Origin of the sequence: Curtobacterium sp. PhB170, assembly GCF_003752345.1 — a bacterium.
Lineage (GTDB): Bacteria > Actinomycetota > Actinomycetes > Actinomycetales > Microbacteriaceae > Curtobacterium.
This window is the reverse complement of record NZ_RJUM01000013.1, coordinates 105,551-119,617: the sequence shown is the minus strand read 5'-3', so window position 1 is coordinate 119,617 and position 14,067 is coordinate 105,551. Positions and strand designations below refer to the sequence as shown.

At 66.7% G+C, this 14,067-nt stretch carries 20 protein-coding genes; 13 read left to right on the top strand and 7 right to left on the bottom strand.

Annotated features, from left to right (window positions below):
- Positions 1 to 13: 13 nt before the first annotated feature.
- Genes EDF40_RS16180 through EDF40_RS16165 form a run of 4 tightly spaced genes read right to left on the bottom strand, consistent with a single transcriptional unit; the run spans position 14 to position 2,131 of the window.
- Positions 14 to 385, bottom strand: a complete 372-nt coding sequence (locus tag EDF40_RS16180; RefSeq protein WP_123293727.1) for a CrcB family protein — start codon at positions 383 to 385, stop codon at positions 14 to 16.
- On the bottom strand, positions 382 to 885 hold the full coding sequence (locus EDF40_RS16175; protein WP_235035968.1) for a CrcB family protein: 504 nt from the start codon (positions 883 to 885) through the stop codon (positions 382 to 384). The genes EDF40_RS16180 and EDF40_RS16175 overlap by 4 nt, the downstream gene beginning before the upstream one ends.
- Positions 882 to 1,628: a 2,3-diphosphoglycerate-dependent phosphoglycerate mutase gene (locus EDF40_RS16170; protein WP_123293726.1), complete on the bottom strand. Its 747-nt coding sequence runs from the start codon at positions 1,626 to 1,628 to the stop codon at positions 882 to 884. Before EDF40_RS16170 ends, EDF40_RS16175 begins: the two co-directional genes overlap by 4 nt.
- Complete coding sequence (locus tag EDF40_RS16165) at positions 1,625 to 2,131, bottom strand: universal stress protein (protein WP_123293725.1); 507 nt, start codon at positions 2,129 to 2,131, stop codon at positions 1,625 to 1,627. Before EDF40_RS16165 ends, EDF40_RS16170 begins: the two co-directional genes overlap by 4 nt.
- A 351-nt stretch (positions 2,132 to 2,482) precedes the next feature.
- Between EDF40_RS16165 and EDF40_RS16160 the strand changes: the two genes are divergently transcribed.
- The 13 genes from EDF40_RS16160 to EDF40_RS16105 all read left to right on the top strand — a co-directional run bounded on the left by EDF40_RS16160 (position 2,483) and on the right by EDF40_RS16105 (position 10,965).
- Entirely contained in the window at positions 2,483 to 2,926 is a 444-nt protein-coding gene (locus EDF40_RS16160; protein ID WP_123340876.1) for a hypothetical protein, read from the top strand.
- Positions 2,927 to 3,034: 108 nt separating this feature from the next.
- Positions 3,035 to 3,634 carry a DUF305 domain-containing protein gene (locus tag EDF40_RS16155; protein WP_123293723.1) on the top strand — a complete coding sequence of 200 codons (600 nt, stop codon included), beginning with the start codon at positions 3,035 to 3,037 and terminating at the stop codon, positions 3,632 to 3,634.
- 52 nt (positions 3,635 to 3,686) lie between these two features.
- Positions 3,687 to 4,883, top strand: coding sequence for a permease (locus EDF40_RS16150; RefSeq protein WP_200849224.1), 1,197 nt, complete (start codon positions 3,687 to 3,689; stop codon positions 4,881 to 4,883).
- Positions 4,884 to 5,518: 635 nt separating this feature from the next.
- A complete protein-coding gene (locus EDF40_RS16145) occupies positions 5,519 to 5,923 on the top strand; it encodes a hypothetical protein (protein WP_123340875.1) in 405 nt (134 codons plus the stop codon).
- A 110-nt stretch (positions 5,924 to 6,033) separates the two neighbouring features.
- Entirely contained in the window at positions 6,034 to 6,192 is a 159-nt protein-coding gene (locus EDF40_RS19320) for a hypothetical protein (RefSeq protein WP_175349931.1), read from the top strand.
- Positions 6,192 to 6,872: a PepSY domain-containing protein gene (locus EDF40_RS18955; RefSeq protein ID WP_148053889.1), complete on the top strand. Its 681-nt coding sequence runs from the start codon at positions 6,192 to 6,194 to the stop codon at positions 6,870 to 6,872. The genes EDF40_RS19320 and EDF40_RS18955 overlap by 1 nt, the downstream gene beginning before the upstream one ends.
- Before the next feature lie 121 nt (positions 6,873 to 6,993).
- Entirely contained in the window at positions 6,994 to 7,185 is a 192-nt protein-coding gene (locus tag EDF40_RS16135; protein WP_123340873.1) for a hypothetical protein, read from the top strand.
- Positions 7,186 to 7,238: 53 nt separating this feature from the next.
- On the top strand, positions 7,239 to 7,823 hold the full coding sequence (locus EDF40_RS16130) for a TlpA disulfide reductase family protein (RefSeq protein ID WP_246328687.1): 585 nt from the start codon (positions 7,239 to 7,241) through the stop codon (positions 7,821 to 7,823).
- A gap of 167 nt (positions 7,824 to 7,990) precedes the next feature.
- The gene (locus tag EDF40_RS16125; protein WP_123340871.1) at positions 7,991 to 8,605 is read left to right on the top strand and encodes a cadmium resistance transporter; all 615 of its coding nucleotides are present in this window, start codon (positions 7,991 to 7,993) and stop codon (positions 8,603 to 8,605) included.
- Positions 8,606 to 8,625: 20 nt separating this feature from the next.
- Entirely contained in the window at positions 8,626 to 9,117 is a 492-nt protein-coding gene (locus EDF40_RS16120) for a signal peptidase II (RefSeq protein WP_148053888.1), read from the top strand.
- Positions 9,114 to 9,851: a cytochrome c biogenesis CcdA family protein gene (locus EDF40_RS16115; RefSeq protein WP_099051938.1), complete on the top strand. Its 738-nt coding sequence runs from the start codon at positions 9,114 to 9,116 to the stop codon at positions 9,849 to 9,851. Before EDF40_RS16120 ends, EDF40_RS16115 begins: the two co-directional genes overlap by 4 nt.
- Before the next feature lie 131 nt (positions 9,852 to 9,982).
- On the top strand, positions 9,983 to 10,330 hold the full coding sequence (locus tag EDF40_RS16110; protein ID WP_056120623.1) for a helix-turn-helix transcriptional regulator: 348 nt from the start codon (positions 9,983 to 9,985) through the stop codon (positions 10,328 to 10,330).
- Positions 10,327 to 10,965: a cation diffusion facilitator family transporter gene (locus EDF40_RS16105; protein ID WP_056120626.1), complete on the top strand. Its 639-nt coding sequence runs from the start codon at positions 10,327 to 10,329 to the stop codon at positions 10,963 to 10,965. Before EDF40_RS16110 ends, EDF40_RS16105 begins: the two co-directional genes overlap by 4 nt.
- 94 nt (positions 10,966 to 11,059) lie before the next feature.
- On the opposite strand, the gene EDF40_RS16100 is transcribed toward EDF40_RS16105, so the two are convergent.
- From EDF40_RS16100 to EDF40_RS16090, 3 genes are read right to left on the bottom strand one after another with little or no spacing between them, the layout of a single operon-like run.
- Positions 11,060 to 11,539 (bottom strand): DUF4396 domain-containing protein, encoded by a 480-nt coding sequence (locus EDF40_RS16100; protein WP_200938397.1) that lies wholly within the window; start codon positions 11,537 to 11,539, stop codon positions 11,060 to 11,062.
- Between the two features lie 31 nt (positions 11,540 to 11,570).
- Positions 11,571 to 13,772 carry a cation-translocating P-type ATPase gene (locus EDF40_RS16095; protein ID WP_056120631.1) on the bottom strand — a complete coding sequence of 734 codons (2,202 nt, stop codon included), beginning with the start codon at positions 13,770 to 13,772 and terminating at the stop codon, positions 11,571 to 11,573.
- Complete coding sequence (locus tag EDF40_RS16090; RefSeq protein WP_260213519.1) at positions 13,769 to 14,026, bottom strand: heavy-metal-associated domain-containing protein; 258 nt, start codon at positions 14,024 to 14,026, stop codon at positions 13,769 to 13,771. The genes EDF40_RS16095 and EDF40_RS16090 overlap by 4 nt, the downstream gene beginning before the upstream one ends.
- Positions 14,027 to 14,067 lie beyond the last annotated feature (41 nt).

Below are 14,067 nucleotides of genomic sequence, written 5' to 3'. Positions count from 1 at the left end.
TGTGGGGTGGCGGTCACAGCAGACCGCCAAGGAGGATGCCGGCGATGGCTGCCGCGACCGAGAGGACGAGCATCCCGAGACCGTTGACGGCTGCGGCGGTGATCCGGCCGCTGCGGGCGAGGCGGACCGTTTCGAAGTTGGCGGTACTGAACGTGGTGTAGCCGCCCATCACCCCGGTGCCGAGCACCGCCACGGGGGCTGCGCCGAGGTGACTGGCGGCGCCGACGATGAGCCCGAGCAGCAGCGACCCGGTGATGTTGATCGTCAACGTGCCGACGGGGAGCCGGAACTCCCGGCCGGTGTTGATCAGCCCGTCGAGGAGGAACCGGCCGGCAGCGCCCACGCCGCCACCGGCCGCGACCGCGAGGAGGATGCCGGCGTTCATGCGGACACCGTCCGGGGGCGGAACCAGCCGGCGACCACCAGTCCGACCGCGGTCGCGATCGCACCGGCTATGACGGTCAGTAGCGCGTACCCGGTGCCGGCGAGACCGTGGCCGGTGAGGAACAGTGCGGCGGTGGACTCAGCGAGGGTGCTGTAGGTGGTGAAGCCGCCGAGCACTCCCGTGCCGAGCAGCAGACGCAGGACACGGCGGCGGCCCGCGTCGGGACCGCGATGCGCCAACGCTTCCAGGAGCACCCCGAGCAGCAGCGCTCCGCTGATGTTGATCCAGAAGATCGACCAGCTCACCCCGCCGTCTGCTGGGAGCAGCGCACTGATCACGTCGCGCAGGAGTGTGCCGACCGTGCCACCGACCGCGACGAGGCCGACGTACCGCCACCGCAGGTGCACGGGCCGCATGGCCGTTGCGGGGTCGGAGACGTCCACATCCGGGTCGGAGGGGAGCTGATCATCGGGCATCGGGGTGTCCGTTCGGGTGGTCATGTTCCGCCTTCTGCCGCGACCAGCGCCGCGGCGTGGTGCGCTGCTACCGGATCCAGGAACGCCCCACCACGCGGGACGAGAGCACCCGTCGGCGTAAGCTCATACTGCAGCGGCTGCCCCGTGGGCAGGTTCAGTGCGTGCAGTTCCGGCTCCGTGAGGTCGTCGATGCACGCGCACATGGCGCGGAGCGAGTTGCCGTGCGCGACGACGAGGACGCTCCGACCCGACCGCACCATCGGTAGAAGTCGGTCCTGCAGCACGGGTCGGACCCGATCGATGACATCGGAGAGGGCCTCGGTGCGTCGGAGGGCAGCGTCTGACAGGTCGCGCAGCGCGGAACTTGACCGCAGCGCCGTCCACACTTGCAGGGACATCGCCGGTGGTGCGCCGTTCCGGGACCTGCGGATTCGGGTGTATTCGTCGTCGCCGAGCGTTCGGCGGGCATCGGTCTTGGTCATCCCGGTGAGTGCGCCGTAGTTGCGTTCGTTGAGCTGCCAGACCTTCTCCGTCGGGATGGCGATGCCGAGGGTGTCGAGGACCAGTTCCGCAGTGTGCACGGTGCGTTGCAGCGTCGACGTGAGCACCTGGTCCGGCAAGATGCCTGCTGCCTGCAGGAGCCGCCCCGCGGTCACGGCTTGCTGGACACCCTCGACGGTCAACGGTTCGTCGCGGAGGCCGGTGAAGGTGCCGGCCCGGTTCGCGGTGCTTTCCCCGTGGCGCAGCAGCACCAGCCGGCCCGTCACGACGCATCCCACGGCAGGGCGCTCTCGAACCCGACCGGAGCGTGTGGGACGACCACGACGGGACGGTGCTGCTGGTGCGTCAGGCGGGCGGCGACGGAACCGTTCAAGAACTCCGCAACCCGGCGTCGGCCCGTCTGCGACCCGACGACGATCATTACCGCGTCACGTTGCTCCGCCACCGCCGCCAACGCCCGGCTTGGATCTCCAACCCGAGTGAGGATCTCCACCCGGACCGACCGTGCTGCAGCGAGATCGTGGATGACGGCGACGTCGCGGTCGGGCAGCTGCTGCGGTTCGGTGTCCGCCGTGTCCGGATCGATCGGTTCGATGATCTCCGAACCGTCCCGACGAGTTCCTGCGTTCAGCAGCGCCGGATCCACCGCAACACACACTACCGACGCACCGAAATGCTTCGCGATCAGCGTGGCAACGCCGACAACGCTCTCTACCTGCCCGGACTGTACGCCGGCAACGATCGTGCGGGCGGAGTCTGCCTCGACCATGTCTTCTCCCTATCTCGGGCACGCTGACGCGCGCCGTGCTGAGATAGGGACTGTTGTCGACAGGTGTCGAGGTTGGGTCCGGCAAGCCCCACTACCGGGTCCGAAGACACCACCAGTATGCACCCACCACCACGCACCACGACAGGAAAGTCCCTCCGGCTTCTGCGGAAGGGGTACGGCCTCTGAACGGTACGGCCACGCGACGCATACCCCTGTGCTGATCAATCACCCAGCCGCCACAGACAGCACATACCCCCAGGGGGTACAGTGCCATTAAATCTACCTTGCACTGTGACGTGCTCAACGCTGCAGCTCGACACTCCGACACTCACCGACCTGATCGAAAGACTGATGCTCACCACCACCGCCTCCCCGCGTCGCCGGCTGCTGTTGCAGGCCGTAGCGACGTTGGCGCTGCTGCTGCTGGTCGGGTTCACGGTCCTGATGCACACGATGGCCGGCCACGAGCACCCGATGGCAGCTCCCGCCGCCACCACCGAGCACGTCCATGCCGTCGCAAACCGCCACGGGGAGCATGCCGCTCCCGCGGCCGCGGTGCTGACGGTCCTCACCGACGCCGGCTGTGACAGCGGCCTGTGCGCGCTGATGTGCTCGCTGATGGGGATGGCGTGCGCGCTGACGATCGCCCTGTTCGCATGGGCGCTAGTGCGCGCACGGACCGGCGGCGTCCTCGCGCTGCTGTCGCGACTGCTTGCGCTGGCTGACCGGCTGCCGCGCCACATCGCAGCACCGAAACCACCGTCACTGACGGCACTGCAGATCATCCGCATCTGATCCTCCCCCTGCGGGACCACACCGCCGCAGGGCGGCTCCCGCATGCCCAGAACCGGGAGGCATCCGCCTGCCCGGACCAATTGACGCATACACGGGAACGGACCTTCCATGCACACCACCACGACCACGCGCATCCTCGCGATCGCCGCCTCGCTCACCCTCGGCCTGACCCTCGCGAGCTGCTCCACCAACAACAGCAGCTCCGACGCGGGCTCGTCCGCCTCGTCGAGATCGGCCGCGTCGGCGCACAACGACCAGGACGTGATGTTCGCGCAGATGATGCTGCCGCACCACGAGCAGGCCGTCGAGATGAGCGACGTGCTCCTCGCCAAGGGCGACGGTGTTGACCCCAACGTCGCCACCCTGGCGAAGCAGATCAAGGCCGAGCAGGGTCCGGAGATCACTCAGCTCACCAGCTGGCTGCAGGGCTGGGGTGAGCCCACGGAGTCGGAGCACCCTGGGTCGGGGCACTCCATGTCCGGGATGATGTCCGATTCCGACATGACCGACCTTGACCAGGCATCCGCGAAGGACGCCGGGAAGCTGTTCCTGCAGCAGATGGTCCAGCACCACGAGGGCGCCGTCGATATGGCCAGGAGCGAAGTCGACAAGGGCAAGAACACCGACGCGGTCGCGATGGCGAAGTCAATCGTGTCGAGCCAGACCGAGCAGATCACGCAGATGAAGGACATGCTCGCGTCCAAGTGACCGGTTCTTCCCCGTTCGTGACCACCCTGTCGCGGCAGAATATGCCCGCGACGTGAAGAAGCAGGTGTATATGTTCGTGATCAACGCAGTCGGTGACGCCCTAGTAGCAGCCGGCTCGATGGGGTGGGAGATCCTCTGGCCCCTCATCCTCGGCTTCACCCTCTCCGGCATCATCCAAGCCGTCGTCCGCACCGACCAGATCACCAAGCTCATGCGCGACGACTCCCCCCGAGCGATCAGCGTCGCAACCGGCCTGGGCGCACTGTCCTCGTCCTGCTCCTACGCCGCCGTCGCCCTCGCACGGGCGCTCTTCCGCAAGGGCGCGAGCCTGTCGTCGGCCATGGCGTTCGAGGTCGCCTCCACGAACCTCGTCGTCGAGCTCGGCCTGATCCTCGCGTTCGTCATGGGCTGGCAGTTCACCGCAGCGGAGTTCGTCGGCGGACCGCTGATGATCATCCTCATCGCCCTCGGGTTCCGGCTCTGGATGCGCGGGAAGATCGTCGACGCCGCCCGCGAACAGGCCGACAAGGGCCTCGCCGGCGCGATGGAGGGCCACGCAGCCATGGACATGTCCGTGCAGGGCGACCAGGGCTTCTGGCGGCGACTGTTCTCGAGGCCCGGGCTCACGAGCGTGTCGCAGTACTTCGTCATGGACTGGGCATCCGTCATCCGCGACATCGTCATCGGCCTACTCATCGCCGGCGCCTTCGACGCCTGGGTCCCGAAGGCGTGGCTGCAAGCACTGTTCCTCGAGGGACACCCGACGCTCGCGTTCCTGATCGACCCGCTCATCGGACCGATCCTGGCGATGGTGAGCTTCGTCTGCTCCGTCGGCAACGTCCCCCTCGCAGCGGTCCTCTGGAACGGTGGGATCAGCTTCGGCGGTGTGATCAGCTTCATCTTCGCCGACCTGATCATCATCCCGATCATCATCATCTACCGGAAGTACTACGGCTGGAAAGCAGCCCTCCGCATCACCGGGATCTTCTACGGCGCCATGGTCCTCGCCGGCTACGCCGTCGAACTGCTCTTCACCCCGCTGCACCTTATCCCCACGAACCGGCACCTCACCATCGTGACGACCTCGATCAGCTGGAACTACACCACCTGGCTCAACATCGTGTTCCTGCTCGTCGCGGCGTTCCTGCTCGTCGTCTTCACCCGCAGCGGCTCATGGCCCATGCTCCGCATGATGAGTGACCACCCCGATACCCACGACCAGGCAAACGCCAAGCACAGCCAGCCCTGACCCGACCGGCCACGCCGACAGGGCAAGCTAGGCCACACAGCATTGTCGGAATCACGCCACAAAGCGTTCCCAGCCACAGCTACGAGACAGGCGGTTCTGAACGGCAGCTCACCGTGCGGATCGCCGGTTTTAGCGGAATCGGAGGTTTGTGGTACGCGTGGAAGACAGAGCTCTCCTTCCCGAATGAGGAGTACCAACGGGCAGCGAAGTGCGGCCTGCGGTCTGCCCGACCACCGCAATCAAGGTGGTAGGCATCGTTGTCAACGGACTGACGCCTGAATCGTTGTTTCAGTGCAAGCTCGATGAACGTGGATGAGCTGCCCGTGTTCCTGATCGAGGCAATCAGTGACGCACCCGTGGCCGATGGCTCGAAGGGTTGGGAGATCCTTTGGCCCTGGTGCTCGGATTCACACTCCCGGGATCATCCGCACTCCGACGCAAGAGACGGCCGAGGAGCCTCGGACTCACCACCGGCCTTATACCCGTGGCGGGCATCTTGCCCACCAGGTGGGGCGGTTGTTCTCTCAGCCCGGCTCCTGCACGATAGGAATTCACCCCCGCCGACCGTAGTACGGATCCAAAAGCTCACCACCGCGAACACCACCCGCCGCCGCCTGCTCCTGCAGGCCACGGCGGTGTTGGCGTTGCTGCTGCTGGTCGGGTTCACGGTCCTGATGCAGAGCATGGCCGGTACCGCGTCGAGCGCTGAGCATTCGATGGCCGTGCCGATGAGCACCACAGCGCAGCAACATCTCAGTGTTGCCGACCATGCTGTTCGCTCCGCTACCCAGGACAGCCCGACGACGGCGTTGCTGAGTGATACCGGTTGCGGCGGCGGGCTGTGTGGGCTTATGCGCTCCCTACTGGGCATGGAATGCGTGTTAACGATCGCCCTGTTCGCGTGGGCGCTTCTGCGACCCCGGGCGGGCGGGATCCTGTACATCCTCGCGCCGCTGCTCGCACTTGCTGATCGCGTCGCTCGACGCGTCGCCGTCTCGGAGCCGCCCTCACTATCCGAGCTACAGATCATCCGTATCTGATTCGTCCCTGCGGGAGTCCTCCTCCTGGGGGGATCTTCCGCACGCCCGGAAACTCGGGCAGGCACCACCTGGCCTGTCCGGACCACTGACGCACTCATGGGAACGGATCAATGCATACCATCACTACGCGCGCCCTTACGGCCAGCGCTGCCCTCAAGGTCAACCTGCCCTCAGAGGGATTCATCATCGGCAACATCGCCAGCGCTTCGGACGGCGTCTCGTCTTCGACGTTGATCAACTCTGCCCAGAACGATCAGGGTGGTAAGTGATGGCCGCCAAGAGCGACCGACGCGAACGCGCCGGGACAAAGGCCGCTGACCGTGCCTCGATCCAGCGGAGAGCCCGTGGTCGGCGGCGGGTACTGCTGGCCGCGGCCGTGGTTGTCGTGGTTGCCGTCGGGACTGCGCTTGTGGCGTCCACCATCACTCGAGGCGACCACGTCAGCGCGACACCGGAACGGGCGACGACTGCGGCGCCACCCTGGCCCGCCCCCAGCGACCCATCGGCGCGGGCACAGGCTGCCGGGCTCAAGGTCGCGGGCATGGAGGGCACCGCGCTCCACATCCACCCGCACCTCTCCATCAGCGTCGACGGCAAACCGGTGACAGTGCCGGCGAACATCGGCATCGATGTCCAGCGCGGTGGCATGTCCGCCCTGCACACCCACGACACCTCGGGCATTCTCCACGTCGAGTCCGCGAAGATAGAACCGTTCATGCTTGGGCAACTGTTCACCGAGTGGGGCGTCGCACTCCACGACCGCCAGGTGGGTGGCTACGTCGATGGCGAGCGTAACGACCGCGTCACCGTGTTCGTCGATGGCAAGCGAACATCGACACCGCTGCCAACGATTCGGCTGCAGGACCACCAAGACATCGCGATCGTCATCACTACCGCAGGTACCACTCCAACTGCACCAGCTCCCTTCGACTGGTCCGCCGCGGGATGAGGCATCGGGCGGTGTGACCCGAAGTGCGATCGCTGCCCGGATGAGCACGTCGTCCGGGCGGCGATCGCCAGACGGGCACCCTGCCACGAGCGGCATCGGGCCCTGGCGATATGATCGGTTGGTGCCGATGATTCAAGAACTGGACACGGCGGTATCGCTGCTCCACTCATTCACCAACTCCAACCGCCTGCTGATCTTGCGGCACCCGTGCCTGAGCGAGGTGTGTGGTCGTGACGGTGAGCTCGTGCAACTCACCGCCTACTCCGATCTGGAACAGGCCATCACCACCGCGCTTGAGCGGCAGGGAAGCTGATGGCGAGCCAACTCGGACGCACACAGCGCGCCCACTCAATGTGGCGTCGAGGAATGCTGATCAGCGCAGCCGCGCTCCTCACGGCGTTGGCCGTCGCCGGCTGTTCAGATAGCAGCAACGGCGACCTCGCCGGACAGTACAAGTCCGGCACGACCCAGAACTACGTCTCCGGCGATGGCGCCATCACACAAGTACCGCCCGGCGGTCGAACTGACCCCATCAGCTTCGATGTGACCGCGAGCGATGGCACCCGTTTCAACTCCGACGCCCTTGCCGGCACCGTCGTTGTTATCAACTTCTGGTACGCCAGCTGCCCGCCATGCCGGGCCGAAGCGAAGCACCTCAACACCGTCAATGAACGGTTCCAAGGCCAAGACGTGCAGTTCATCGGCGTCAACGTTCGTGACCAACGCTCCACCGCGGAAGCCTTCGAGCGTCGCTTCAACGTCAGCTACCCGTCCGTCATTGACGCGAACGAGGGGCGGATGCAGCTCGCCCTCTCCGGCGAGGTGGCACCCAACGCTGTCCCCACCACCATCGTTCTCGACACGAAGGGCCGCGTCGCCGCTCGAGTGCTCGGCGCCATCGAGGGGCCGGGAACGCTCTCGGCACTCGTCAGCGACGAACTCGGCAGGTGAACGATCTGCGTCAGTATTGACGCGGAACAGAGCCTTGACGTTTCGTGACGCGCGGGGACGGGCTTCGACGTGGTTTTCATCGGTCAACGCCGATATGATCGGCGTATGGCGATTACCTGTGACACGAAGGCAACCGCGTTGCGGCCGCCGCGTGCTGAGTCGAACCGATGATCGGCACGATTGCGGCGGCCGTGGGTCTCTTTGCTGCCACCAACATCGATGACGTCGTGGTCCTGACGGTCCTGTTCCTCGCATCGACGCGTGGAACGTTGCCGGGGTGGAAGGTCGTCGTCGGTCAGTACGCCGGCTTCATCGCCCTCGTCGCGATCAGTGTCCTCGCTGCCGCGGGACTCACCATCGTTCCGGACAAGTGGGTGGGACTGCTGGGGCTCATCCCCCTGGGTATTGGTCTGGTGGGGTTGGTCCGTGCTCTGCGACGACGCGGTGATGACGACGACGATGACGACGACTCGGCAGTGCGCGCCGGCGGGGTCCTCGGGGTCGCGGGGATCACCATCGCCAACGGCGCCGACAACATCTCCCTCTACACGCCGGTGTTCCGGACGTCCCCGATCCCAGACACCGTGGTCACGATTGCGGTGTTCCTTGTGCTCGTCGCGGTGTGGTGCCTCGTCGCTCGCTTCGTGGGAACGAACAAGACCGTCACGGAAGCCCTCGAGAAGATCGAGCACTGGCTCGTGCCCGCCGTGTTCACGGGCCTAGGCCTCTACATCCTGATCGAGTCCGGTGTGATCGTGCGACTCATCGACGTGCTCTCGTGAGAGCGGGTATCCGAGTGGTCATGGTGCTGCTGATCGCCGGGGCCGCGCTCGCCATCGACCAGCTCACGAAAGCGTGGGCACTGTCCGGCCTCGGCCCGTCGCGCACAATTGAGCTGGCTCCGGGTGCGACCCTCCAGCTCGTGTTCAACCCCGGCGTCGCTTTCAGCCTCGGCAGCGAGATGGGGCCGCCGCTCGCACTCGGCATCATCGCCCTGACGTTGTGCCTAGCAACGTGGGCAGTCGTGCGCGCCGTGCGCGGCGCCGACATGCTCGCCACTGGGCTGATGAGCGTCGCCGTCGGCGGTGCCGGAGGCAACCTCTGGGACCGCATCACCCGCGCCGATTCCGGGCCACTCACTGGCGAAGTCGTCGACTTCATCAACATCGACTGGTTCGCCATCTTCAACGTCGCCGACATCTTCGCCACCCTGGGGATCGCCGGATTCGCGATCCGCTTCCTGATGCCGGGCAGTCACAAGGACGAGCCCGCGCCCACGGAGTTATCAGCGTGAACGGCAACCCTTTCGCGGAAGCGATCCTCAGCGGACAGCTCCTGATCGCCGTGCCGGTCGCACTCCTGGCCGGGCTGGTGTCTTTCCTCTCACCATGCGTCCTCCCACTCGTCCCCGGGTACCTCGGCTTCATCGGCGGTGTCGCAGAGCAACGCCGCCGCAGCACGCTCACCCTGGGCGTGCTCCTGTTCATCCTCGGCTTCACCGTCATCTTCGTCGCCTACGCCGCCGCATTCGGCGCCGCCGGCTTCTGGCTGATCCGCTGGCGCGACCTGCTCACGCAGATCCTCGGCGGCTTCGTCATCATCATGGGACTCGTGTTCATCGGCCGCTTCGGGATCCTGCAGCGCACCCTCAAACCACGATGGAAACCGGCCACCGGCATCGCCGGCGCACCCCTGCTCGGGATCGTGTTCGGGCTCGGATGGACCCCCTGCCTTGGCCCGACCCTCACCGCGATCAACCTGCTGAGCCTGCAAGCCGCGAGCACCTGGAACGGCGTCCTGCTCGGCATCGCCTACTGCCTCGGACTCGGCATCCCCTTCCTCCTCCTCGCCCTTGGAACGACCTGGGCCACCACCGCGATCAGCCGCGTCAAACGGCACCTACGGACCGTGAACCTGATCGGTGGTGGCACGCTGATCCTCATCGGTGTCCTCATGGTCACCGGACTGTGGTCATCGCTGATGTACACGGTCGGCGCACACATCGGCCAGTACGTCACGCTCCTCTAACGCCCACGTGCAGCCCGCTACAACGCATGGTCGTCGGTGGCATCCCTATGAGCACGATCGAGCAAGCACCGCCCCAGAACCGGTAGCCCACCTTGAACGCACGAACCGCGCTACGCCGATATCATCGGCATATGCCGATCGTAGAAGCGCGGGGCGATCTTGCCGCGGTATCGCTGTTCCACTCTCTCGCAGACCCGACCCGTCTGCGCATCCTGCGCCGACTCCGCCAAGGGGAAGCTCGAGTGAGCGACCTCGTCACGGAGCTCGGTCTTGCTCAATCGACCCTCTCCGAGCACGTCGCATGCCTCCGCGACTGCGCTCTCGTGGAGGGGCGGGCGCAGGGCCGGCAAGTGTTCTACAGCCTCTCCCGTCCGGAGTTGATGGACCTCCTCGAGTCCGCGGAGACACTGCTGCAGGCCACCGGCTACCAAGTCGATCTCTGCGGCACCTATGGCTCGGACGCGAGGGCTGGCGAATGAGCACGCTCACCGAAACCGAAACGGAGCAGCTCACCCGACGAGGGCTCCGCCTCGCGCAGTTCACCGTCGCATACAACGTCCTCGAAGGAATCGTTGCCATCACGGCTGGGATCGCCGCAGGGCTCGTGTCCGTCATCGGGTTCGGTATCGACTCCGGAATCGAATCGATCGTCGCCGTGCTGGTGGGCATCCGCCTCGCCGCCAGGCTCCGTCACGGCGAAGCGGACGAGGGTAAGGAGCGCCGCACGTTGAAGTTCGTCGCTGTGACGTTCTTCCTCCTCGCCGCCTACGTCGTGATCGATGGCATCCGCAGTCTGATCACCCACGAAGCACCGGAGACCTCCCCGGTCAGCATCGTGCTGCTGGTCCTCTCGATCATCGTCATGCCAGTCCTCGCCGCGCTCAAGACCCGAGTCGGTAAGAAGCTCGGCGACCCGCTCATCCTCGCCGACGCTGCAGAAACTCGAATCTGTGTCCTCCTCAGCGTCGCGACCCTCATCGGACTCCTCCTCTACACCCTCACCGGCGCAGCCTGGCTCGACCCCGTCGCAGGATTCGTCATCGCTCTCTTCGCCATCCACGAAGGACGCGAAGCGTGGGAAGGCGAACTCGTGGAAGACGATGATGACGACTGAAACGACCGCCTCATAGCGACACAGAACGCCGCTCAAAAGCCGACACCAAGCGAAGCTGCTCTAATTTGGCGGGCGCGACGTCCAGTCGCTTCGATCAGTGGTGGCCGTGGACGACGGCGTGGCCGAGGCCGCGGCTGATCATCCACCGGTTCACCGGGGTGGTCACGATGAACGCGATCACCAGGGAGACCGCGAGGGAGCCCCAGAACAGCCAGTCGTTCAGCTGCGCGTCCATGGCGCCGGGAACCGCGACGATGACCGTGTTGTCGATGATCTCCATCACGGCGATCGACACCGTGTCGGCGGCAAGGGCGACCTTGAACGCGGCGGAGAAGCTCAGCCCGGACCGGACGACGCCGCGCATGGTGAGGGCGTAGCCGAAGATGAACGCCAGCACGATCGACAGGATGATCGTGCCGGTGTTGTGCAGGCCGGTCGCGGTGCCGATGACCATGCCAAGAACTTCACCGATCGCGCAGCCGGTGAGGCAGTGCAGGGTCGCTTGCGCGGCCATCGTCCACGTCGTCGTCCCGTGACCGCCGCCATGGTTCTGGTGGTTGTCATGGTTGGTCATGCTGTGGTGTTCATGGGTGTCCATGTCGCTCCTATCGGGTATGGAAGGTGCGGAGGCGGAGGCTGTTGCTGACGACGAAGACCGAGGACAGGGCCATGGCGGCGCCGGCGATCATCGGGTTCAGCAGGCCGGCCATCGCGAGCGGGATGGCGGCGACGTTGTAGGCGAAGGCCCAGAACAGGTTCACCTTGATCGTGCCGAGGGTGCGGCGGGCGAGCGCGATCGCGTCCGCGGCGGCGCTCAGGTCCGCTCGGATGAGGGTGATGTCGGCGGCTTCCATGGCCGCGTCGGTGCCGCTACCCATCGCGATCCCGAGGTCCGCGGCGGCGAGAGCGGCGGCGTCGTTGACGCCGTCGCCGATCATCGCCACGGACCGGCCTTGCTGCTGCAGCCGGGTGACGGTCCGGTACTTGTCTTCGGGGCGCACCTCGGCTTCGACGTTGTCGATGCCGACCTCGGCGGCGACCGTTCGGGCGACGTCTTCAGCGTCGCCGGTGAGCATGATCGTGCGCAGCCCCATGTCGTGGAGGCGTCGGATCGCGTCTGGGCTGGTCGGCGCGATGGTGTCCGCGACGCTGATGACGCCGCGGGCTGCGCCGTCCCATGCGACAACGACCGCGGTCGCGCCGCCCTGTTCCGCGGTCCGGACCGCGTCCGTGACCGCTTCCGGGATGGTGATGGCCCACTGGTCGGTCAACCACGCGGGGCGGCCGACGAGCACGAGGGTGCCGTTGACGACGGCTTGGACGCCGAGCCCGGCGGTGGACTGGAACGTGTCCGCGGTGGGGTGGTCGGTGGCGGCTGCGGTGATGGCGCGGGCGATCGGGTGTTCTGATCCTGCTTCCGCGGCGGCGGCGAGGGCGAGCACTCGGGTGTCGGTTTCCTCGGCGACGGCGGTCACCTGGTGGACGCTCATCTTGCCGGTGGTGACGGTGCCGGTCTTGTCGAGTACGACGGTGTCGATCCGGCGGGTGGCCTCGAGGACTTGGGGTCCGCGGATGAGAATCCCGAGCTGGGAGCCACGTCCGGTGCCGACGAGCAGCGCGGTGGGTGTTGCCAGCCCGAGGGCGCAGGGGCAGGCGATCACCAGGGTCGCGACGGCGGCGGTGAACGCGGCTTGCACGTCGCCGGTGAGCAGCAGCCACCCGATGAGGGTCAGCACCGCCAGGCCCATGACGATCGGGACGAACACGGCGGAGACCCGGTCGGCGAGGCGCTGCACCTCGGCCTTGCCGGTCTGCGCGGACACGACGAGCCGGCCGATGCGGGCAAGCTCCGTGTCCTGGCCGACGCGGGTGGCTTCGACGATGAGTCGGCCGCCGACGTTCACGGTCGCGCCGGTGACGGTGTCGCCGGGGCCGACCTCGACGGGGACTGCTTCGCCGGTCATCACGCTGGTGTCGATTGCGCTCGTGCCATCGGTGATGGTTCCGTCGGTGGCGATGCGTTCACCGGGACGGACCACGAACCGGTCCCAGACCTGCAGTGCTGCGGTCGGCACCTCGGTTTCGGCACCGTCTCGGAGCACCCGGGCAGTGGGTGCACCCAGGGCGAGGAGCGCCTGCAGGGCGGCGCCGGAGCGGTCCTTCGCGCGGGCCTCGAAGTACCGGCCGGCGAGGAGGAACACCGTCACCGCGGCGGCGACTTCGAAGTACGGTTCCGGAGCCGCGCCGGGGTGCGGGAACCAGGAGAACGCCATCCGCATCCCGATGTGCCCGGCGCCGCCGAACGCCAGCGCCCAGACGGACCACACGGTCGCGGCGGCGACGCCGACGCTGACGAGGGTGTCCATCGTCGCGGCCCCGTGCCGGGCGTTGATCGCGGCGGCACGGTGGAACGGCCACGCACCCCACACGGCGACCGGCAGTGCCAGCACTAGGACGGCCCACTGCCATCCTGAGAACTGCAGGACCGGGATCATCGACAGCGCCACCACCGGGACGGCGAGCACCGTGGACACGATCAGGCGTCGCCGCAGCGGCGCGAGTTCGTCGGTGTCCGCACCGGCCGGTTCGGGCAGGTGCGCGCCGTACCCGGCAGCTTCAACGGTCCGGATCGCGTCGTCGACAGCGAGGTCCGCGGGGAGCGTGACGGAGGCGCTTTCGGTGGCGTAGTTCACGCTCGCGGTCACGCCGGGCAGCTTGTTCAGCTTCCGCTCGATCCGGTTCGCGCACGACGCGCAGGTCATCCCCTCGATCGTCAGCTCAACCGGCGGGGTGCTGGTGGTGGTCATGATGCGACCAACGTGTAGCCGGCCTCCTCCACAGCGGCGGAGACTTCCTCCTGCGGCAGGTCGCGGGTGCTGGTCACTCGAGCGGTGGAGACACCGCCAACGTTGAGGTCGATTGTCACGTCCGTGACGCCCGGCACGGCGGCGAGTTCCTCGTTGACGCTCATCACGCAGTGCCCGCACGTCATGCCCGTGATGCCGTACGTGTTCGTCAGCTGCTCGCTCATCGTGGTGATCCCTTCGTCGTTCACGTTCATCATGTACCCTAGGGGGGTACCGTAGGGAGTGTAACGCCGGA

Excerpts from the sequence above, each read along its gene's own strand:
- EDF40_RS16180 (WP_123293727.1), bottom strand. The coding sequence starts at position 385 with ATGAACGCCGGCATCCTCCTCGCGGTCGCGGCCGGTGGCGGCGTGGGC.
- EDF40_RS16175 (WP_235035968.1), bottom strand. The coding sequence starts at position 885 with ATGACCACCCGAACGGACACCCCGATGCCCGATGATCAGCTCCCCTCC.
- EDF40_RS16165 (WP_123293725.1), bottom strand. The coding sequence starts at position 2,131 with ATGGTCGAGGCAGACTCCGCCCGCACGATCGTTGCCGGCGTACAGTCC.
- EDF40_RS16160 (WP_123340876.1), top strand. The coding sequence starts at position 2,483 with ATGCTCACCACCACCGCCTCCCCGCGTCGCCGGCTGCTGTTGCAGGCC.
- EDF40_RS16155 (WP_123293723.1), top strand. The coding sequence starts at position 3,035 with ATGCACACCACCACGACCACGCGCATCCTCGCGATCGCCGCCTCGCTC.
- EDF40_RS19320 (WP_175349931.1), top strand. The coding sequence starts at position 6,034 with ATGCATACCATCACTACGCGCGCCCTTACGGCCAGCGCTGCCCTCAAG.
- EDF40_RS18955 (WP_148053889.1), top strand. The coding sequence starts at position 6,192 with ATGGCCGCCAAGAGCGACCGACGCGAACGCGCCGGGACAAAGGCCGCT.
- EDF40_RS16130 (WP_246328687.1), top strand. The coding sequence starts at position 7,239 with ATGCTGATCAGCGCAGCCGCGCTCCTCACGGCGTTGGCCGTCGCCGGC.
- EDF40_RS16125 (WP_123340871.1), top strand. The coding sequence starts at position 7,991 with ATGATCGGCACGATTGCGGCGGCCGTGGGTCTCTTTGCTGCCACCAAC.
- EDF40_RS16120 (WP_148053888.1), top strand. The coding sequence starts at position 8,626 with ATGGTGCTGCTGATCGCCGGGGCCGCGCTCGCCATCGACCAGCTCACG.
- EDF40_RS16110 (WP_056120623.1), top strand. The coding sequence starts at position 9,983 with ATGCCGATCGTAGAAGCGCGGGGCGATCTTGCCGCGGTATCGCTGTTC.
- EDF40_RS16105 (WP_056120626.1), top strand. The coding sequence starts at position 10,327 with ATGAGCACGCTCACCGAAACCGAAACGGAGCAGCTCACCCGACGAGGG.
- EDF40_RS16100 (WP_200938397.1), bottom strand. The coding sequence starts at position 11,539 with ATGACCAACCATGACAACCACCAGAACCATGGCGGCGGTCACGGGACG.
- EDF40_RS16095 (WP_056120631.1), bottom strand. The coding sequence starts at position 13,772 with ATGACCACCACCAGCACCCCGCCGGTTGAGCTGACGATCGAGGGGATG.
- EDF40_RS16090 (WP_260213519.1), bottom strand. The coding sequence starts at position 14,026 with ATGAACGTGAACGACGAAGGGATCACCACGATGAGCGAGCAGCTGACG.